Below are 20826 nucleotides of genomic sequence, written 5' to 3' on the forward strand. Positions count from 1 at the left end.
ACTTTTATTGTTTTACTGCTTGTAAACTACCCCGTCTTTCATCACAAAAGACACGCTTTCCATAAGCGATATATCGTCAAGCGGGTTGCCTTGAACTGCCACAATATCTGCTAGCTTGCCTTGTTCTAATGTACCTAATATATCGCTTATGCCCAATAAATCTGCGCTATTAACGGTAGCACTAAGAAGTGCGTCAGCAGGGTTCATTCCGGCTTCAACCATTAATGCAAATTCCTGTGCATTATCGCCATGGGCTGATACACCACTGTCTGTACCAAAAGCAATTTTTACGCCCGCTTTGTGCGCTTGTTCAAAGGTATTTTGAATTAAGGGTCCGATGGCTGCTGCTTTAGGGCGAACTAGCTCAGGAAAGAAACCATCGATCTTGGCTTTATCTGCTACAAACTTTCCAGCCAAGATAGTGGGTACGTAATAGGTGCCGTGTTTTTTCATCAGCTCGCGAATTTCACTATCCATGTAGGTACCGTGCTCAATAGAATCTACTCCAGCTTCTATTGCGCGCTTCATACCTTCTTTACCGTGGGCATGCACAGCCACCGTCATACCGTAGTCTTTTGCTGTATCGACAATCGCTTCTAATTCATCGGTCATAAACTGTGGATTTTGGCCGCTTTTAGCTACGCTTAGTACGCCGCCAGTTGCAGTAATTTTGATTAGGTCGGCACCATCTTGATAACGGGCTCGTACCGCTTCGCGGGCTTCCACTTCGCCGTTAACTACACCCTGTTTAGGGCCAACGTCAGGTCGAAGTAGGTGAGACATACCGTTGCTTGGGTCAGCGTGCCCACCGGTAGTCGCAATAGACTTAGCTACTGTGTAAATACGTGGGCCGGTAGCATAGCCTTTCGCAATAGCATTTCTTAAAGCCACTGTTTCGTTATAGCCATCACCTAGGTTGCGCACTGTGGTAAAGCCTGAATCTAAGGTTATTTGCGCGTAGTTTGCTGCACGCAGTGCGTAATCGGCTTCATTAAGTGAAAAGCGTTCTAAGTAAGTTTGTGGCCCGCCGTGTTGCGACGATAAATGAACATGCATATCCATAAGACCCGGCATAACCGTGGAAGCGCTTAAATCGATGACGGTGTCGCCTTCTTGTGGCTTGGCAAACCCTTCCTTTAACGCTGTTATTTTGTTGTCTTCTACAACAACTGTCATTCTTTCCAGAAGTGATTTTGACGTACCAGTAAATACTTTTCCGGCGTGTATAAGGGTATCGGCAACCGCAGACAAAGATGATGAGATTAGTGCGCTTGTAATCGCAAGGGTGATTAAAGGCTTTTTCATGATGTAGGTCTTCTTTTAATTGTTTTATAGACTACATCGAATGTAATGCACACAACGTGATAACGCAAAACAAAGTGCTGTTAATGGTACATTAATGGTGATAAATAATGTAATGGCAGGACAGGTTACAAGTGCAGGATAGCAATATAACAATAGTAGCGTAACAATAAAAAACGCGCATTAGGGTGTTTGAAGTATTTCACCTAACACAAATGTTGTACCGCTAGATCGAATACTAAATCGTGTGCCAGAACCATCAGATGACTCTTCGGCTTGTTCTAACAGTTGATAATAAGTGTTTTGATGTAGCCTAGCCCATAGGTTACTGCGAACACGAATGTAAGGAATAGGTGTTGCCTGTGAATCCTGTATAGCTTTTGGCGGAACTCGAAGTTCTAGCTGGTCTGCGCGCTCTAAGCGAATAATGTCGCCTGTTTGCGTAGCGAATATATAGGCGCTATCGCTATCCGCTTCACCTTCTTGCCCAACTTCACTCACTTCGCCGCCTTCATTTCTTTCCATATGCCACTGAGTGATAAGAAACGGCGTATCTTCAACAGTAATTCCTACTTTTTCCACCGGGGTGACTAAGAAGTACTTATCGCCTTCCCGCTTCAGTACAGAGGCAAAAAGCTTAACCAGGCTGGCCCGTCCAATAGGGCTGCCCTCGTAAAACCATCGGCCATCGAGGGCTATCGTCAGATTAATATCACCACAAAAATCTGGATTCCATTGGTCAACGGGGGGCAAAGGGCGCGCTTTTGAAGACGTGCCCTTAAGCTGATGTTGAAACCTAGTTAGATCCACGCTCTTCAACCAAAACTTTCAATTCACGTAGTTTTGCTTTAATACGACGCATATTGTCTGGCCCGGTACGCAGTAGCTGCTTTTGTGGCTCGTTAAGGCTTTCTAAACGATCGTCTGCGTATTTATATGCCACCGAATCTGTATACACTTCAACAGGAACCGGTACTTCTGGTGTATCAAGCAACTGGTCGATGGCCTTTAGCAATACGCCGTTAAAGTCTTGGTCTGGATCACCAATTTCTGCAAACTTCGCTTGTATATCGTCTTTATAAATACCGTAGATGTTAAGCAGTGCTTCATTATCGAACGACTCCAGCATATCTACATACGGCGTATATCGTTTATAACTTGCTGCATCAATCCACTGTTTTCCTGCTTGAGAATAAACTCGGAAGTTTTGTTCTGGCGGCGTAAGGAGTTGATGGTTTGGTGCCATCTCGTCGTTCGCTAGGTTCGTTACAGATACTACAAAGCGTTGGATAAGTCCTTCGTTAACCAACATACGGTTTACAGTTTCTTCGTCTGCAGACGAACTCTCAATTAGTGACGCTTTAACTGCTGGGTCGCTAGTATCTAACGGCTCTGGGTCTGGCTCAACGGGCTCTGGCAGTGGTTCAACGTCGTCGTTTTCTTCGAGTTCAACAGCTGGCGCTGGCTGCGTAGGCTCAAAAACCTCCGGTTCTTCCGGCACAGTGACTTCTGGCTCGGTCACCTCAGGCTCGGGTGTAGTCACTGACTCAGGCTCTTCGTTGCTTGGCCAAAAAACTACAGCCAGAATAACGATAAGAAGAATGCCAACAATAATAAAATGTGGGCCTAACGATTTCTTTTCTGACGATTCGCTCATAATGACTCCGCTACAAAAATATCCTTTCGGTAATACTATCAGAGATAACACCCAAAATTAGAAAATCAATCAAGAGAATTGTTCCCTCACAATCCAAATTCCTTATTTTGAACAGGTTTTAACGTCTAAAAGACACTTTTCGATTTTTTTTTGAGCAAAAATTAGTGGGAACTCCTCATTTTTTACTTCTTCCGAATCATAATAGAATGTAAACATGAAAGTATTTTTTAAAACAATTGTTTAACATTTTCGGTTTTGTGTACTAATGTGTTGATTAACCTTTGAAAAGCAAATGCTAGAGCACTGCTATCTACAGTAATTAATATTTTAGGTTCCAAATCCAGTGTTACTTAAATGTGCCTTTGTAGGATAATAAGCGTGAGTAAATTTAAATCATATCATCCGAAGTTACACCGAGCTGTTAAACGATACACAGCGATACAATACGTTATTGCATTAGGGATAATGCTTTATCTATTTATGAATATGCATAGTCTGCCAATGCATCATCAACTTATTACTGTAATAACCGTGGTTGTTATGGGCATACAAAATGGCTTTATCTTATCGAGAGCAAAAGTAGCACTAGCGGCAGAAGGGCCTCGGTTGTTGGTTTTCCCACTTTTATGGATTGCGACTGGAATGGGGTTAGCTGCTTTGGTATACACCGCTTTTTCTATTGCTTCGTTGTTGGTTTTAGCCAATGCAGTGCGATATAAAAATCACCGCCCTCCGCTTCATCTTGTGAATGAACCTGAAAACCTCGCATAGCGTATAACCGTCATTATCTCGTCTTGGCTATATTCAATGAAAATAAAACTAAGCAGGGCGAGTGTAATGCGCTCGCTGATTTCATCATGAGGTAGAAAAATGCATAAGTTTAATTTTCGGGATATTGAAGACTCGCCGACGGTTATTGATTACTTGGAAGTTCAGTCATATGAAATGAACGTGTATTTGGTTTATCTGACTATCGATAACCAAAGCGGCATGCTTTACGACAATAAAGACAAGCCAATGCGCTTTTTTAGTGCCGGGCACATACGTGAAGCGTTCGCCCATTGTCGCGTTCAGCAGGCTGTAATGAAGCATGATACGCCGTACGACGAGATGATTGGTAACCCGCCGAAAAGCAAAGAGCAGATGGCCTTACCTTTTAGTATGGAATTGCCCTACTAAACACAACGCAATTTATCGCAATAATATCAGCCCAGCGCCATGGGAGGTGCTAGATTTAGGCGAAGGCATACATCTGAGTTTTCGCCATTTGCCGATAATCTCAACCTCAAGCTAACTGCATAAAGCGCGATAGGGCCCATTGTAAAACGGAACAAAACCTCGTTAAGAGGAAAGCCAGTCGCCTGCGGCTTTGCGCATATTCACTTTGGCTTGCAACCGCTTAGCTAACAAAAACAAACCACCCAGCTTTCTATGTATAAAGAGCGCGTCAACTGGCGGCGTGTGCCAAAAGTTGTGCTTCATTGTAAGCGCCATTCCTTTTTCGTGAAGCCTTGCGATTAAATCGCTTTTTCCAAAATCATAAGCCCCCTCAAAGCGAATGGCTTCACAGGCTTCCATGCCTATATCGATGACTGCATTAATTTGCATCTGAGAATGACTGTCATCAATAAGCCCAATATTGTATGCAGCTTGCTGCATCAGTGATTTATCATTGTCTGCGGCGCTCTTAAGTAAAGTTTGGTATTGCTGAGATATATTTTCAGGCACTTCGCGAGTGGCACCAAAATCTAGCAGCACGATTTCCTTGGTATCTGATTTGAACTGATAGTTGGCTAAGTTAGGGTCGCTTTGCAGCAGTTTGAAGTGAAAAATTTCATTGAAAAACAATGTCATCAACGCTGTCATTACGGCGTCCCTAATTTCTTGAGGTTCATCAATCAGTACATCCAAATCTTGTGCCTCGATAAAATCCATGGCTAGCACCGTACTTGTGGTAAGCGGTGCATAGGTCTTTGGAATAATAAACGCGCTTTGTTCTTCACATCGGATTTCAGTCGCTTCAACTAGGTTGCGATAACGATTAAGCATATCGGCTTCTCGCTCGTAATCCGCTTCTTGGTGAAGCTGTGCTTTGGCTTCCTGCAATAGCGGGCCTATATCTAATGACTTGGGGACCAAACCAGTAAGCTTTATGAGCGTTGCCACGTTATCCACATCACTATCAATACTTTTCTTAACACCTGGATATTGCACCTTAACAGCTAACATCTTGCCGTCCATCGTAATGACTTTATGAACTTGGCCTATAGAGGCGGCGGCAACGGGGGCAAAGGAAAAATACAATAAGTCATCCTGCCACTTTTCACCCCAAGCCTGTTTAAGCGTAGATATGAGTTGATCCTTTGGCATAGGGTCGGCATCATCTCGCAGCCGTCCTAAAATAGCGGCGAGTTCTTCGGGTAAAAAATCTCCCGCATCCATGGAAATGAGTTGCCCTAGTTTCATAGCTGCGCCACGCATACTGGCAAGCTGATCGGCAATGTTTGAAATATTCTTTGGTGTTAAAAGCAGCGAAGACAAGACCGGCTTCTCACCTTTTAGCAGCTGGCCTGCGCCCTGAGAAACCACATTACCTGCAATCCTACCTGCTAACGTGCCTAAGCGACCTATACGAGATAAGCGAGACGAGGGTACTGCTTTACTTGAACGGGGTGGCGATACAGCGGTTTTAGTTGGCTTCTCTGCCATAGGTTCACTCTGTTTTATTGAAGATGGAAAGGAACATTAATATTTATCGTTTAAAGCATGACTTAAAAAGTACTCTGACCCTTTATACATTTAAGTACGGTGGCTGGATCGGGTGTAAGGGTCATAAGCAACCAACTATCTAATCGAATAGCTTGATTGTAAGGTTAAGATTATAGAATCAGGCAGAGATTTAAAAACATGACTTAGCACTGCATAAGTGTGCGGTTTACACATTGCTATATATTTAGATGATCTGTGAAATAAATTGAAGCACTAGGCCAATAACGCTGCCATAAGCAAACCCAGCCCAGCCGTTAGCTGTTCTGTAACGCCAAAGCGCAGCACCAAAGAATCCGCACCATAGCATTGCAGAATAAGTCGATATAATACCGCCGCCCATGCCTGTATCGGGCAGAAATAGCATTACGATAAATGTCAGTGCCATGGCGCCGCTCAACAGCACCCACATGATATTTTTCTTATCCGCGAACGCATTACTGGTTTTACCCTTTGCTAAATTAGCATCTGGTGTTAGTTCAGCATTTACCTTTTGCTCAGCGCGCTCTGCTGCGTTAGCAGTACGCATTTTTCTAGCGCGGCGCTCACTTCTTGATTGGGTTTTCTTGACCTGTGAAGGCAACGGTGCTGCAGCGCTATTGGTCATGATATACCTCATTAACTAGATGTCAGTAACGTATTTTCTACTGATAAGGTAGAGCATGCTTGCAGATATGACTATAAGACTTCGGTCTCACACCACATATTATTAGAGCACGCTTAAATACAAAAAAGCCCACCGGCCTTAACTGTCCTTCAACAGTGAAAGGCGGTGGGCTTTTAATAACTTTAAACCGCTAAATTTTAGTGATGATCGCTACCTTGACTCTTAAAGCTCACTTCCAGCAGGTTTACACTATCAGCAAAGGTGAGGGTTTTAATATCGCCCTTACCCTCTATATTCAGTGTATTCACTTGCTTCGGCCATAAGTCACGCAGCGCATCGTGGCGAATTTTAATGCCTTCTAGCACAGGCGGTTCAGCGGTTTCCTGATAAACCCAAAAGTGCTTACCTTCAACTTCAAAGCCCACATCAGCAAGCTGTAACGGTTCACCTGCCGCGTTCAAAATAGCAAAATGCTTGGCAACGTAAACCGCAAACTGCTTCTGCGTTTTAACATCGTCCATTATGTCTGCATGCTTATCGAACAAGGCTTTAACCGCGTGTTCAGCATCATGCAAATTAAAGCGGTGCATTACTTCAATATTTTCTGTTCTAGGGTTGAACAGTACCGTTGTTATCGCTGCTTTTATTTGATGCGCTTGGGCAGTTGTGCTGAACGACATCGTGCTAACGAACAGCGCTGCCACAATAACCAATCCACTAACGCTTGCAAACAGAGCCTGAGGGCCCTGCAGCAAGCGGGCTAAAGACAACTTACTCGTCATCTTTATCCTCGTCGTCAGTTTTTAACTCGGTCTTTGAGTCGTGCATAAGGTCGCGGTACTCGTAAGTGTTACGCGGCTTATTCTTATACGCTTCAATACGAGAAGGAATAATACGGCGTGGGTAGTGGTTATTTTCCACGTCTACGTCCGCTGTTTCCCAATGTGGGTCAACCGTTACGCTTACCAGCTCTTTGTCTTTATCAGTCACAATAAGCTTACTTACAGCCTTAGGTGTACGACGCCAGATTTCTGCTGGAATGCGCATTTCTTCTGTCGTACCGTCTTCAAAGGCTAGCTCAAGAATAATCGGCATAACCAAACCACCTTTGTTGCTAAAATCTAGCACGTAGTAGTTTTTGTCTTCTTTTACAGCACGTTCAAAGGCTTTACGCTCCCAAGGTTCAAGCTTATCAAGGAACTTCTTGTACTTGTTGCGCTCTTTGTTGGTTACAGTATAGCGGTCGTTTTCATCGTAGAAATCGCTGATATCTTCAAAGCGGTCTACCCACAGCTTTCTACCTTCTTCTTTATTGCGAATATCGGTAAGTGACTTAGGCTTTTCCATTTCCGCTTCGCGTTCGCGAGCAAAGTCTATATCTGGATCTTCAGTGTCTAAACGCAATTTGTGTACGCTGTCCAGACTAATATCTACGTGATCTGTAGTATAAAACCAACCGCGCCAGAACCAGTCTAGATCCACACCCGACGCCTCTTCCATAGTGCGGAAGAAATCAGATGGAGTTGGACGTTTAAACATCCAGCGCTGTGCGTATTCTTTAAACGCGAAGTCAAAAAGCTCACGACCAAGAATTGTCTCACGAAGAATGTTTAGTGCTACCGCTGGCTTGGTGTAAGCATTAGGACCTAGGCGAAGTACCGAATCAGACTGCGTCATAATTGGCACCTGAGTCTGAGACTTCATGTAGCCTGTAATATCACGCGGCTCTACACCCCATGGAATTGTAGGGTCCCATTCGCGACCGGCAACGCCATCTAGGAAGCTGTTAAGACCTTCATCCATCCACGTCCACTGACGCTCATCAGAGTTTACCGTCATAGGGAAGTAGATATGACCCACTTCGTGAATAACTACGCCAATTAGGAAGCGTTTCTCTGCTAGCGAATAGGTGCGTGAACCGTCATCACGAAGTTCTGTACGCGGGCCATTAAAGGTGATCATGGGGTATTCCATGCCGCCTACTGGACCATTTACTGATTGCGCTACTGGGTATGGGTAATCGAAGCTAAAGCGGCTGTAAACATCCATGGTGTGGATGATTGACTCTGTTGAGTACTTCTGCCAAAGCTCACCACCTTCTTTCGGGTAAAAAGACATTGCCATTACAAGCGGCTGAGTGTCACCCCCTTGCTGGTAGCCACGTGCATCCCACGCAAACTTACGCGACGAAGCCCATGCAAAATCACGTACGTTATCCGCTTTAAATGTCCACGTTTTAAGCTTAGAGGTGCCCTCTTTTTCGTTTTCAATGGCTTCTTCAGGAGAAACGATGAATACGATACGGTCTGCTTTTTCTGCTTTTTTCAAACGGTCGCGCTGTGTTTTGGTAAGCACGTCTTTCGGGTTTTGAAGCACACCTGTTGACGATACGATGTGGTCAGCCGGAACCGTAATATCTACTTCGTAGTTACCGAACTCTAGGGTGAACTCACCACGGCCAATGAACTCTTTGTTAGTCCATGCTTCGTAATCGGTGTAAGCTGCTAATCGAGGAAACCACTGAGCTAGCAAGAAGATATCGTTGCCGCCTTCGCGCTCATCATCTGGGAAGTGCTCGTAACCTGCACGTGCTGAAACCGCATCTTCTTCAACAATATTAAAGGCAAAGTCGATATCAAAGGTTACTTTACTGCCCGGCTTTAGTGGCTTAGCTAGGTCAACACGCATTAGCGTACCAACGATAGTGTGGCGTAAGTCGTTGCCTGCTTTGTCTTCAACGCGAGAAATGGTGTAGCCCAGCTCATTGTCTTCAACAAACTGCTGGCGGCGCAGAGCACCCATGCTTAGCTTTGCTGGGGCATCACCGTTGGCTGCTTGTGTACCTGGTCCACGATTACCGATACCGCCAAACGTGGTAGTAAGCGCAGACATTGAATCATCACGAAACTTGTTTTGATCTAACTGAACCCAAAGGTACTTAAGCGTATCGGGCGAGTTATTGTAATACGTAATTTCTTCGCTTGCTTCGATACGGCGCTCGTCTTCAAGCAGCTTTACGTCGATATCGTAATCTACTTGCTGTTGCCAGTATTGATGACCTGGCTCACCCGCGGCGTTGCGGTAAACATTGGGAGTAGGAAGTACTTCGTCTAGCTGACGGAATTTATCTTCAAAGTCGCCTTTTGTTTGTTTTATAGCGGCGGTACTAGGAAGAGAAATCAGCATAGACAACACTGGCGCTAGCCAGAAAAAGTGTCGTTTTGGGGTGCTCATGCGGGTTCCTTGCAACTTGTAAGTTAGAATTGTTATAAGATAACACTCGCTAGTATATAAGTATGACAAGCACAATCCAATTTTTTGACCGTAAACTAGCCATGTTTTAACGCAAAAAAACTGTAACAGAACGTTTTGTTAAACGCTTTAACTGTCGTATTCTTAAGCTCTTGTTATCTTTTATCTTCTCCTCTATGAACCGTTTTAATTGGCAACGTGCCGTTATTAAAGTTGGCAGTGCCCTTATTGCTCCTGAAGGTAGCGGGTGTAGCGGACGCTACCTTCTGTCTCTTGCTCGATTTATTACCGCAAGCCGAGAGGCTGGCAAAGAAATAATCCTTGTGTCATCTGGCAGTGTCGCTGCTGGTCGTAGCCAAGTTAAAGTTCGCCATAACGCTTCTATTGCGGAGAAGCAGGCCATGGCTGCAATTGGTCAGAATCTTATGATGGCCAACTGGCAGCGTTTTTTCGACTTCCCCTGCGCGCAGGTATTGCTAACCGCAGATGATTTACGCAATAGAACGCGCTACGTAAATATCAAAAACACCTTGCGTGAAATTTTAAATCACAATGCACTACCCATTGTGAATGAAAATGACACAGTCGCTGTTAATGAACTTAAAGTAGGTGATAACGATAATTTGGGTGCTTACACGGCATTGGTAGCGCAGGCTGACACCTTAATTATTTGCTCTGATATTGACGGTTTATTTACTGCAGACCCCAGAAAAGATGGCGCTGCGACCCTTATTCCGAAGGTGGATAAAATAGACCGTACTATTTACGGACTAGCGGGGGGCGCAGGTACTGCGGTAGGCACAGGTGGTATGCGTACGAAAATTGAAGCTGCGGATAAGTGCACCAGTAGTGGTATCCAAACCCTTATTGTTAACGGGCGAAAAGGCGAAACCTTCGATGCTTTACTTGAAGGCAAGGTGCCGGGGACGTTGTTCACTGCTAGCAGCACGCCAGCCAGCGCCCGTAGGCTTTGGCTTACCCACACCCTAAAAACCGCTGGCAGAATAGTCGTAGATAGCGGTGCAAAAGAGGCGCTAGTAAGCAAAGGTGCGTCGCTATTACCCACTGGTATAGTAGATGTGACTGGTTCATTTGAACAAGGGGATGCCGTTGAAGTGCTATGCGATGGAGAAATTATCGCTAAAGGTCTTTGCTTATATAACGCAAGAGACTTAACGCTTATAAAAGGGAAAAAGTCGAAAGAAATCGCCAGTGTGTTAGGTTATGAAACAAGCGATGTTGCCGTTCACCGTGACGACATGGTGCTTTATTCATAGCACTATCAATAGAATACGATATAGCGCTTAGGCGCTATATTTGTTCACTGTTTGTATTGATTGGGCAACAACACCCTCTTAAATATATATGCCAAGGATTGATCATGACTGACATTACACCAACACTTGCCGACTACCCTTATAACGTCACTATTGCCACCCGCTGGCAAGACAATGATGCATATGGTCATATCAACAATGTTGTGTATTACGGTTTCTTTGATAGCGCGGTAAACCGCTTTTTAATTGAAAAAGGCAATTTAGACATACACAACGGGCAAACCGTTGCGTATGTGGTAAGCAGTCAATGTCAATACGTGGCACCAGCGGCATACCCCGAAGACATTTTTGTAGGGCTACGGGTAATAAAAATAGGTAGAAGTTCAGTAACCTATGGGTTATCTGTGTATACGGGCGAAAATAAGCGACGGGTGGCGCATGGTCAATTCGTGCATGTGTTTGTAGATAGAAAGACCGATAAAGCTATTCCCATTCCTGTAAACGTGAAAGCGGCGTTAGAATCTATTGTGGAAGTAATGTAGGCCTATCGACAATGACAAAACACAACGCTTCAAAAAGTAAAGTCGAAGATAACCAAACGCAATCATCTCACAACGGGCTAAAAAAGCGTGTTGTGTTTCTAGACGCTGAAACCATGGATTTACCCAGCCTTGATACTTCGGTACTCGATAGTCTTAATGCCGACGTCACACTTTATCAGCAGACCCATGCTGAAGAGGTTGGTGAGCGTATTCGAGCAGCCGATGCGGTTTTAGTAAATAAAGTTGTGCTAAACGCCGAAGATTTAAAGCAGGCAGAACAGCTTAAGTATATTGGTGTAACGGCCACTGGTATAAACAATGTCGATCGTGATTATTGTAAGCAAGCGGGTATTACCGTTCAAAATGTAGAAGGCTACGGCACTGATAGTGTGGCGCAGCACGCGTTAACCTTAACGCTTAATTTGGCTACGAACTTTGTGGCATATCAGCGTGATATGAATAAACAGGCATGGTCCGCTTCTTCTCATTTTTGCTTGCTTAATCACCCAGTGATCGAGCTTGCAGGTAAACACGCGGTAATAGTGGGGCATGGAGAACTTGGTAAGCGTGTAGAAGCATTGTTCAAAGCTATGGGAATGAAAGTGAGTATTGCTGCTCGCCCCGGTAAACAAGACGACCCTCGCCCTAGCCTTACATCCCTTTTACCCGATGCCGATGTCATAAGCCTTCATTGCCCGCTTAAGAAAGACACCGAAAAGCTTATTAACGTAGATTCACTGTCATTGATGCGGCCAACGGCTTTCCTTATCAATACCGCTCGTGGCGGTCTGGTTGATGAAGAGGCGCTTTATCACGCCCTTAAACACAACAAGATTGGTGGGGCAGGCTTAGACGTATTGAGCGTAGAGCCACCGCCCGTCGATCATATATTACTAAAAGAACCGTTACCTAATTTATTGGTGACGCCACATAATGCGTGGATTGGGAATGGAGCCAGGCAAAAGCTGCTTGATAAAGCCCTTGCTCATTTAACAGAGTTTTTGGGGTAAAACGCGGTTATGAACAACGCGACCTTATTTGCTCTTTGTTGCCTAATTTGGGGTTCAACCTGGATAGCAATAACCTATCAAATCGGACACACATCAGAAACGTTTGCCATAGCGCTTCGCTATTTCTTAGCGTCGGCGTGTTTGGGAGCATACTGTGTTATTAAACGTTTACCGCTAAAGCTCCCCCTGCATGTTCATGTAAAAATGGCGGCAGTAGGGCTCTTCTTGTATAGCTTAAATTACACGCTGTTGTATATTGCGCAAGCTCATATCATTAGTGCACTGCTGGCACTGATGAGCTCATGCATTATTTACATTAACGTTGTACTTCGTCGCTGGTGGTTAAAAGAACCCATAAGGAAAGAAGTGGTCATTGGGGCCACCTTTGGCTTGGTAGGTATCGTGTGTTTGTTTGTGCCTGAGTTTTCAAAAGTAACTATGGACGCGGCGCTTGCCACCGGTCTTGCCATCGCGTTTGTCAGCTTTTTCTGTGCTTCAACGGGCAACGTTATTTCCGAGCGTATTTTGACTTCGGGTACACCTGTTATCCAAATGAATTTTTATGCCATGAGCTATGCCATGATCCTGCTTTTCATCACCTCGCTGGCTATGCCTGGTGAATTACGGATCCCTACTCACATTGAGTTTTATCTATCACTCGTCTATTTGGCAATTTTTGGTTCCGTGTTCGCGTTTGGCGCCTATATGAAGCTCTTAAAACAGATGGGAGCTGACAAGGCAGCCTATGTCGTGCTGGTCTACCCCATGGTTGCACTGATTATTTCAACGTTTTTTGAAGGCTATACCTGGAGCGTGTTATCCGTACTTGGCGTCGTGATTGTGCTAGTGGGTAACGCTATTGCAATGGGAAAAGTGCCCCGCTTTATGCGCCGTCCACCCGTATCTAGCTAGGGCCTGTTGAACTTTGCTGCACGTGATATTCGACAATCCCTGTAAAATCATTTATTTAAGCGCATTTATTTTTTTGTTTAGCTCGTAAGCAGGCTCAGTGACGATGGTTTCAAGGGTTTCAATACGCGTCATCAAGGCTTCAATTTGCGCGTCTTTTTCCTCTAAACGCTGCTGCTGTTTGTCGGTCACGCTTTTAACGAATGGGTTGCTGCACTCGCCGTTCATCCAGTCGTTCAATCGCCACTGAAACTTTGCGTCTAGGTAGCTTGCCAAAAGCACAAGCGACGTGATGCTGCCAATTAACAAAACTAAACTTAGCGTAGACATAGTGTTTTCCTCATTTAAATTTCAAAATTTAAAAGTTGAAGCTTTTTAGCGTAAGTGACCTCACCGCCCGTTACTTCGTGTGGTATTTTCAAGTTCTATGTTAAGTAGTCGAGAGCTGTTCAAAAAAATTACAGCGGAAATAAAAAAAGTTTGTAATAAAAACTGGTATGGGCGGACTGATAGAAGTAACACAATAAAATAACAGCAGTTTTTACTATTAGGGATGGGACCTTGGGGCAGGGTTTTGAAGATGTTTTTGCGCAGTATGGGGCACTCCTTGGCCGTGTAGCTAACAGCTATGAAGCAAACGAGGCGATGCAACAAGAGTTATTGCAAGAAATTGCTATTGCAGTGTGGCAGGGATTGTCTCGATTTAAAGGCGATAGCAGCGTCAAAACCTATATTTTGAAAATTGCTCACAACCGTGCGGTTACTCACGTAGCAGGTCAAGTGAAGCGTATTGATACCCATCAATACGACCACGATGATACGGGTACTGACGGGTACGCGAGTAACACTCACTCTCCAGAAGAAGTGTCTAGTCAACACCAGTCTTTAGAACGCCTGTTGCGCGCCGTAAGAGCGTTGCCACTGCAGCCAAGACAGGTGCTTACCCTTTCCCTTGAAGGCTTAAGTTACGACGAAATTGCAGACGTATGTGGCCTTACCAAGAACCATGTTGGGGTGGTATTAAAACGCGCCAAGCAAAGTATCATGCAGGAGCAACCGCATGCATAATTCAGATAAAGAAAATCAAAAGACGACAGATAACACTGCAGAGTGCAGACAAAACGATAACTTGTCTGCACTCTGGCAGGCTCAACCTGTTACGGCTATTAATTTAGAGGAAGTAAAATCCAGTTTGCGCAGCGAACGAACAAAGCAGCGTTGGTATATGGTGATAGACTCGCTAGCATTTATCCCAGCGATTTATTTTTTAATTAATAGCTGGGATAAATTTACGTTCGTCGCCCACGCAATGTTTGTATTCATGTTGATTACTGCTCTTCCCCTGCTTGTCTATCAGCTATGGCTAAGAAGAGTGGCTGCATTTTCAAAAGATACGCAAACCGTTGATCACCTCATTCAGCTGACTAAACAAATTAAAAACAACGTGAAGATTGCTTTTATCACTAAGCACTCAACGTGGACTGCAGTGCTTTTTGGATATGCCTTCTTGTTGGAACGTTATTTTTTCGGTGATCCTACGCCAGAGAAAACCACTAAGATGGCGATAGTCATGACATCACTTAGTATCGGAATGCTATTGTGGTATGTATGGGCACACAAAAGACAAAAGCGCTTCGAGCGGCAGCTCAAAACGCTAGAAGGTATGGCGCAGCAGCGCTAGAAAATAGGACCAAGCTAATACACTGTATTAACACGCAGAGCGTTTAGCTGTCTTTGCTGGAGCTTGAGGTCTCTTCATTGCTTTCTTGTGATGACTCTGAATTATTATCAACCTCATCGATATCATCACTGTCATCATCGCCGTTATCGCTTTTGCGGTTTCTGGTATCACCTAAAAAGAACTCATAATAAAGGTCTAACGCAAACTCTGACTGGTCTTCTAGCGTGGTTTGGATTGCCTCTAAATACAGGCTAGGAAGCAGCTGGTATTTAAGTGCTAAATCAGGTGGTAGCTGGCGACGTCTTAAGGTGCTATTGGCATCATTATCTTTTATACCTACGTCCACATTGTATTCCACCGAAAGCCTATCGTTGATTTGGCCGGTAACAGAAAGCAAATTTTCATTGGTACTTAAGCTAAAGTCATCAATACCTAAAGCACTGCCTACCTGCCCAGTAAGGGTTTCCGTGTTCGACAGTCCAAAACCCAATAGCAGAGCTGCGTAGTTAGGATCTGCTGAACTGCCTGAATCTGGCCCAGACCCCGTTAATAGATACGATAATACGCCCTGTTGATCCATGGAGGGTTCAGAGAATAAGTTAATGCTCGGTGCGTCAGCGGCGCCGTCTATACGAATACCCGCTATAACATCATCATCGGTTTTGGCGGGGTCTCGTATCGCTTCTACCAGCAACAGCGGTTGGTCGATAGGACCGTTGAACTGCACTTCTCCGGTTTGAATGATCAACTGCTGACCATAGGCACTGTAGCGACCGTTTATTATTTGTAAGTCTCCATAGCCAACTAACGCGGGTTGAGTGTTCACGCGTATACCGCCGAATAAGCTGGCCGTCAGGCCAAAGGCTTCAAGCTTTACTTCTTCTGTTTTGTTTTTATCAATGTTAACAAGAACCGAAGCATGAACAATGTCCAGTGGTTCTTCTTTGTCTGGCTCTCCACGCAAATGCACGTCCTTTGATGGCGACACTGCGCTTTCAGGCAAGGATTCTACCTCAATACGGGCCCAGGGAATGTTGACCTCGCCCGTTACATCGACCTTTTCTTTGGTTGCAGCAACATCAATATTAGGCGACACCTTAAGGCGTATGTTTGGCTGTCTTATTTCAAAGCTGTTGCCCTTTAACTTGAAAGTCGCGCTAGGCTCAGATGACCAGTCGAGATCGCCTTTTAGCGTACCTTTACCGCCACCGAGTATAAAACTGCCATCGAGCGCTGCAGTTTGGTCGCTAAGCACCACTTTTTGATTCCAGTCGGCTAATGTGACAGGCGTATCTTGGATATCTATCGCGCCGTTAGAAACAGTAAGCTCGCCATTTAGAGATGGGTCATCGACATAACCGCTAAGGGTGATATTACCGTTAAGCACGCCTGTTAAGGTGCGAATAGCGGGTGAAATAGGTTTCAGTGGCGCTACATCAAGCCCCTCCATTATCAACTTACCGTCCAAAGGTATTTCCTCTTCAAACGGTCGGGTGTTTAAGGTAAGCGTAGCATCGCCAATGTCTTGGCTGGAGATCAGTGAAGTTGACTCCAACTGCCCTTGCTTTATTTTACCGCTAGTTTCAAAAGAGTTAATGGTAAGCGTTAACGGTCTGGTTTCACCTAATTGCCATGGGGCGGCGCTCATTGACGCGGTAAAGGTGGCGTCGATAGGATCTTGTTGTGAATAGCTGCCTATTGTTTGAATACTCAACGTCGCTTCTGAAGGAGATGAAACCACGGTCGGCACTAGTTCATTCGCCCACAGCCCTACAGGTAGTGACGTTGCCTTAATATCCCAACTTGCTTTGCTGTCTTGATAATTCACGTTCGAGATACACAGCTCTCCTTCGCGACGTGATGTCCAGCAGTGCTGGCCTATTTTGGCCGTAACAGGTGCAGTGCCTATATCAAGCGTGAACGGGCTTGATAACACCCATTGCATATTAGCAAGCTCTAGCTGGGTATCGCTAATCTCACCTATCCAATGATTGTTTGCCCATGCGCCTTTAAGGCTAAACGCAACTTGATTATTGGGCACAGAAACGTCTAGCTGCGCTTGGTGATCTTTATAAGTTCCATCTAGTGTTATCTCGCCGCTCAATGGCCCTTGCTGAGCGGCAGAAGCATTTAAGCTTGGCGACACAGTGATGTTTGATAGACTTAACTTGCCGTTAGCGCGAGGATTTTTCCAGGGGCCAGAGGCGGATACTTTACCGTTTATCGCACCGGAAACTTCTGGATAAAGACTATTTATAGCGTTGGCGCCAATAGTAATATCGGCGTTTAAATGACGCTTGTTTAAAACCTGTGCAATAGCTCGAATAACGTTTTTTTCATTCTCCCCTTCTTGCACAATATTGACGTTAGTCACGAACAAGTCGCTTGGGCCGGCGTATACGGCGTTACCTTTTACCTTTAGCGCTTTACCTTGTAGCACGCCAGATACCTGCATATCTTTTAAGCTCATATGCAGCCCGCCGCGCTCTGAGTACTGTAAAATACTCTCTATCTCGCCGCTTAAGTTTTTAGGTGCGTAGGTGCTGAATTGCTGCGCTGACACGTTTGAAAGCGTAGTTTTACCTTCCCAAGCAATATTTTCGTTTAGATAAAGAGTGCCTGTATTAACTAAACTTCCGTTTAGCGCCTTTATATTCGCCTGATTGACATAGATATTGTTCTTTTTAAGCACGACATCCAGTGATACAGGCACATTGCCTATGTCTGGCAAGGTTGCTGCACCAGCGCCTTTTAGCTGGTAATCGCCCATAGTACCTTCTAGTGACAGCGTACCTGCTTTTAACGTGGCGTTTTCCATTGTTGGAATGGGTTGTTCTTTCCATTTTGCAGTGAATTCAATGGGGAGTTCGGTATTAAGAACATTTGCCGCCAAATTAGCATCGGCGTTTACCGCTCCTGTTGCACTGACGGAAAGGGTTAATTTATCTAATGCCCCCGATGCGTTTAAGTTTACGGTAAGCGGAGCATCATCAAGCACGGTTTTAGCTCTAGCAGCAATGCTTAGTGGGAAGTTCCCACTAAGGGTGGCCCTTGCCTTTGCTTTTACTTCCCCTTGTTCATGCGCAAATACCATTTCTTCAATGGCAATATCACTGTCTTTGAACTGCGCATCAAGTAGCGAGATCAATGCTATTTGTTGTGTGCTACCAGCTTGTGTAAAGTGTAAATCTTCAACCAATAAAGTACCAAGCGATACGGGAATAGGAGCGCTAATTGTTGGTAATTCAGGTGCTTCATAGCTAAGCGAGTAAGAGCTAGGCAAGGTGCTTTCTTCATCTGGAGTCGCTTGCCCTGCTGTTTTATCAGCGCTTTGTTCAAGCGTCTGTTTTGACGTGGAAGACTGAGTCTGAGAAGCCGTATTCGCCGCTGGTGATCTAGCTTTTTCATCTGCCTCTACTAAAGCTATACGAACCCCTTTCGTAGCTATACTGTCAAGAACCAGCGTCTGGTCGCCGCTGAAATCCGCAAGCTCTAGCTCATCGACTTCAACGGTTGTGGTAAGAAGCTCAATGTTAATATTCGCAAGCGCCAGATACCCTACTTCTATGGGTATAGGTAAGTTAAACTCACCACTAGACTCTTTTTCTTCATCGGCTTCAGAAGCGGCAGCGAGTTGCATTAATGTAGCATTTTCAAGCGAGAGTTCATTAACACATACTTTCGGCTCAAAGACGCAACGCCACGTTACATCAATATAAGCGTACTTAAATGACACCCGCCACTGCGCGTTTTCCCAATGTACATTATGTATTTGAAGCGTATCGGCAAAACCGCCCTCAATATCATCAATGGAAAGGTTTGTAACCAAGCTATTCGCGATAAGTTTTACCGTTGGGCCGCCCAGCGGGCTAATAAGTAGCGCATAAATAGCAACTAGCAGAAGTATGGGCGATAGTAAAATGGCCGAAAGCGTACGTTTTCTCATAGCTCAGGCCCTAAAATGATGTGAATGCGCCAATCATTTCCTTGTTTTGATAGCCCTCTGGCTAAGTATACTCTTACAGGGCCAATAGGTGACAGCCAGTGAACCCCGGGGCCTATACCATAAGCGAGGGGGTCGCTTATATCGTTTGCTGCTTTACCCGCGTCTAAGAAAGCGGCTATTCGCCAGTTGTCTGCAATCGAGTAAGCGTATTCTATGCTTGATGTGACCAAGTACTTTCCACCAATAGACTCAACGTCAAGCTCGCCAGTCTCTGGATTAATAACATCTGCTTTAGGCGACAAATCACGAAATTTAAACCCTCTAACGCTTTGGTCACCACCAGCGTAGAAGCGAAGTGAAGCAGGTACATCATCGAAAGAGTTTGTTTTAATTGCTCCAATTTCTCCGCGTAAAGTTATTCTATGCTTATCGGCGTATGTACGAATTAACATAGCTTCAACGGCGGTTTTGGCATAGTCAATATCTGAGCCAAAACCCTCTTTGCCATATTGAGCCAGTGCTTGAACATAGGTGCCTTTGCTAACGTTTAGTTCATCGTCTTTATTTCGGTAGGTTAGTGAATAGCCCGGTAAAACTAACGAGGTGGTATTGGTATCAAGGTCCCCCTGATCGTAAGTCTCTCTAAGGTAGGTTACGGAATAATCATGTTGCCAGGGCGAACCATCTTGTTGCGTGTATCTATGTGCTGACAAAGAAAGGGTTTCGCTTTCAAATGACGTATTGGCGTACTCAATAAACTGATAGCCTGCTTCGATACTGGCATAGTCGCGAGTGATATTTTTCATTGGAATGCGATAGTCCGCGGTAACCGACTGCTCAGGCTCTGAAATGAAAATATCTGATGAAACCGAATGGCCTTTGTCATTTACCCAAGGACGTTCCCAACCCAAACGTACTCGCGGACCTGTATCAGTAGCTGCACCGACCGAGACATTAAATGAATCCGTAGGTCTGTGTTGAAGTGAGACCTCAATAGGAACCAGTAACCCTTCTGCGTCGCTCACTACTGGCCTTGCTATCACTCGATTGAAATAGCCCGACTGATTTAAACGTCTGTTAAAGTCGCCTAACACTGATGATGAATAAGCATCGCCGGTTTTAAAAGGTTTTAGGCGCTCAATAATCGCTTTAGCTTTATCATCACCTACGAATTTGAGTTCCCCAAACTTATATTGAGGCCCGCTTTGCGCAATTAAAAGCACATTCGCTTGCTTTTCGCCACGTACTAAATCTAGCCGTGTTGCCTGCCAGAAATAATCGAAGTAACCGTTGGAAAGAGCGTAGTTAAAAATTGAAGATTTAAATGACTCATAGACAGTCTGATTTAATACGTCGCCTTCTTTGAGTTTAAGCGAGTTAAAGCGCTCTCTAAAGGCCTTATCTTCACGGCCAGCGCCAATAATTTCTCGGGTAACTTTGTTGATGGTAAGAGGTGTATTCAACGCAACTTTTACGGTGACCTTGTCCCCTTCTTGTATGCTTACCTTTGTTTCACTGTTGTAAAAGCCATAGGGTTGTACTGCCGTTGCCACCGTTTCTGCAACTTCGTCTTGCCAATAAGGGTCAGTTAGCAGTGCTTTTTCTACATCAAGTCCGTTTAAATGCAGCCGAATGTTATTTCGAAGCTTTGCATCTTCAACACCCTGAATATCGTAGGTTATTGTCTCCTGGGCATGCGAAAACGTGCATAACAAGCACAGCAGCAAACACCATACCCCTCTTGCTAGTAAAGAAGATGCTTTGGATGTTCTGAGCACAAGTTGTCGGAATAATAGGTCTTGCGAAGTGGCAAGCCCGCTCCAAATTGAAGGCATGAAAAGGCTAAATCCTTAAGATAACGCTGGGCTTAGGTGCTT

18 protein-coding genes are annotated in these 20826 nt (G+C 44.8%); 8 read left to right on the plus strand and 10 right to left on the minus strand.

Translation table 11 applies throughout. The annotated features are described in order from the left end of the window. Nucleotides 1-12 precede the first annotated feature (12 nt). From D1814_RS07795 to D1814_RS07805, 3 genes are all read right to left on the minus strand, one after another. Nucleotides 13-1305, minus strand: coding sequence for an amidohydrolase family protein (locus D1814_RS07795; protein WP_118491100.1), 1293 nt, complete (start codon nt 1303-1305; stop codon nt 13-15). 180 nt (nt 1306-1485) lie between these two features. Next, nucleotides 1486-2112, minus strand: a complete 627-nt coding sequence (locus D1814_RS07800; RefSeq protein ID WP_118491102.1) for a DUF1285 domain-containing protein — start codon at nt 2110-2112, stop codon at nt 1486-1488. Next, on the minus strand, nt 2099-2959 hold the full coding sequence (locus D1814_RS07805; protein WP_118491104.1) for a DUF3014 domain-containing protein: 861 nt from the start codon (nt 2957-2959) through the stop codon (nt 2099-2101). Before D1814_RS07805 ends, D1814_RS07800 begins: the two co-directional genes overlap by 14 nt. A gap of 378 nt (nt 2960-3337) precedes the next feature. On the opposite strand from D1814_RS07805, the gene D1814_RS07810 reads away from it, so the two are divergent. Then, nucleotides 3338-3730, plus strand: a complete 393-nt coding sequence (locus D1814_RS07810; protein ID WP_118491106.1) for a hypothetical protein — start codon at nt 3338-3340, stop codon at nt 3728-3730. Between the two features lie 99 nt (nt 3731-3829). After that, entirely contained in the window at nt 3830-4138 is a 309-nt protein-coding gene (locus tag D1814_RS07815) for a DUF6482 family protein (RefSeq protein ID WP_118491108.1), read from the plus strand. Between the two features lie 162 nt (nt 4139-4300). Here the strand turns inward: D1814_RS07815 and D1814_RS07820 are convergent, their stop codons facing one another. The 4 genes from D1814_RS07820 to D1814_RS07835 all read right to left on the minus strand — a co-directional run bounded on the left by D1814_RS07820 (nt 4301) and on the right by D1814_RS07835 (nt 9566). Next, entirely contained in the window at nt 4301-5668 is a 1368-nt protein-coding gene (locus D1814_RS07820) for an ABC1 kinase family protein (protein WP_118491110.1), read from the minus strand. Nucleotides 5669-5912: 244 nt separating this feature from the next. After that, nucleotides 5913-6332, minus strand: a complete 420-nt coding sequence (locus D1814_RS07825; RefSeq protein WP_118491112.1) for a hypothetical protein — start codon at nt 6330-6332, stop codon at nt 5913-5915. Between the two features lie 197 nt (nt 6333-6529). Then, nucleotides 6530-7114, minus strand: a complete 585-nt coding sequence (locus D1814_RS07830) for a DUF6702 family protein (RefSeq protein ID WP_118491114.1) — start codon at nt 7112-7114, stop codon at nt 6530-6532. After that, entirely contained in the window at nt 7104-9566 is a 2463-nt protein-coding gene (locus D1814_RS07835; protein ID WP_118491116.1) for a M1 family aminopeptidase, read from the minus strand. Before D1814_RS07835 ends, D1814_RS07830 begins: the two co-directional genes overlap by 11 nt. Before the next feature lie 194 nt (nt 9567-9760). Here D1814_RS07835 and proB point away from each other — a divergent pair, with 194 nt between their 5' ends. The 4 genes from proB to D1814_RS07855 all read left to right on the plus strand — a co-directional run bounded on the left by proB (nt 9761) and on the right by D1814_RS07855 (nt 13325). Next, nucleotides 9761-10861 carry a glutamate 5-kinase gene (gene proB / locus D1814_RS07840; protein WP_118491118.1) on the plus strand — a complete coding sequence of 367 codons (1101 nt, stop codon included), beginning with the start codon at nt 9761-9763 and terminating at the stop codon, nt 10859-10861. 104 nt (nt 10862-10965) lie between these two features. After that, a complete protein-coding gene (locus D1814_RS07845; protein ID WP_118491120.1) occupies nt 10966-11403 on the plus strand; it encodes an acyl-CoA thioesterase in 438 nt (145 codons plus the stop codon). Nucleotides 11404-11414: 11 nt separating this feature from the next. After that, nucleotides 11415-12413 carry a D-2-hydroxyacid dehydrogenase gene (locus tag D1814_RS07850; protein ID WP_118491122.1) on the plus strand — a complete coding sequence of 333 codons (999 nt, stop codon included), beginning with the start codon at nt 11415-11417 and terminating at the stop codon, nt 12411-12413. A gap of 9 nt (nt 12414-12422) precedes the next feature. Then, nucleotides 12423-13325 carry a DMT family transporter gene (locus tag D1814_RS07855; RefSeq protein ID WP_118491124.1) on the plus strand — a complete coding sequence of 301 codons (903 nt, stop codon included), beginning with the start codon at nt 12423-12425 and terminating at the stop codon, nt 13323-13325. A 51-nt stretch (nt 13326-13376) separates the two neighbouring features. Here D1814_RS07855 and D1814_RS07860 read toward each other — a convergent pair whose 3' ends face one another. Beyond that, entirely contained in the window at nt 13377-13652 is a 276-nt protein-coding gene (locus D1814_RS07860) for a hypothetical protein (RefSeq protein WP_118491126.1), read from the minus strand. A gap of 231 nt (nt 13653-13883) precedes the next feature. Here D1814_RS07860 and D1814_RS07865 point away from each other — a divergent pair, with 231 nt between their 5' ends. Together D1814_RS07865 and D1814_RS07870 are read left to right on the plus strand one after the other, a co-directional pair. Then, nucleotides 13884-14390: an RNA polymerase sigma factor gene (locus tag D1814_RS07865; RefSeq protein WP_118491128.1), complete on the plus strand. Its 507-nt coding sequence runs from the start codon at nt 13884-13886 to the stop codon at nt 14388-14390. Next, on the plus strand, nt 14383-15003 hold the full coding sequence (locus D1814_RS07870; protein WP_118491130.1) for a hypothetical protein: 621 nt from the start codon (nt 14383-14385) through the stop codon (nt 15001-15003). Before D1814_RS07865 ends, D1814_RS07870 begins: the two co-directional genes overlap by 8 nt. 43 nt (nt 15004-15046) lie before the next feature. On the opposite strand, the gene D1814_RS07875 is transcribed toward D1814_RS07870, so the two are convergent. Further along, the gene (locus D1814_RS07875; protein ID WP_118491132.1) at nt 15047-18949 is read right to left on the minus strand and encodes a translocation/assembly module TamB domain-containing protein; all 3903 of its coding nucleotides are present in this window, start codon (nt 18947-18949) and stop codon (nt 15047-15049) included. Next, nucleotides 18946-20784, minus strand: a complete 1839-nt coding sequence (locus D1814_RS07880) for an autotransporter assembly complex protein TamA (RefSeq protein ID WP_118491134.1) — start codon at nt 20782-20784, stop codon at nt 18946-18948. The genes D1814_RS07875 and D1814_RS07880 overlap by 4 nt, the downstream gene beginning before the upstream one ends. Nucleotides 20785-20826: the final 42 nt, after the last annotated feature.

Source organism: Alteromonas sp. BL110 (assembly GCF_003443615.1).
In the GTDB taxonomy this organism is placed as follows: Bacteria; Pseudomonadota; Gammaproteobacteria; order Enterobacterales; family Alteromonadaceae; genus Alteromonas.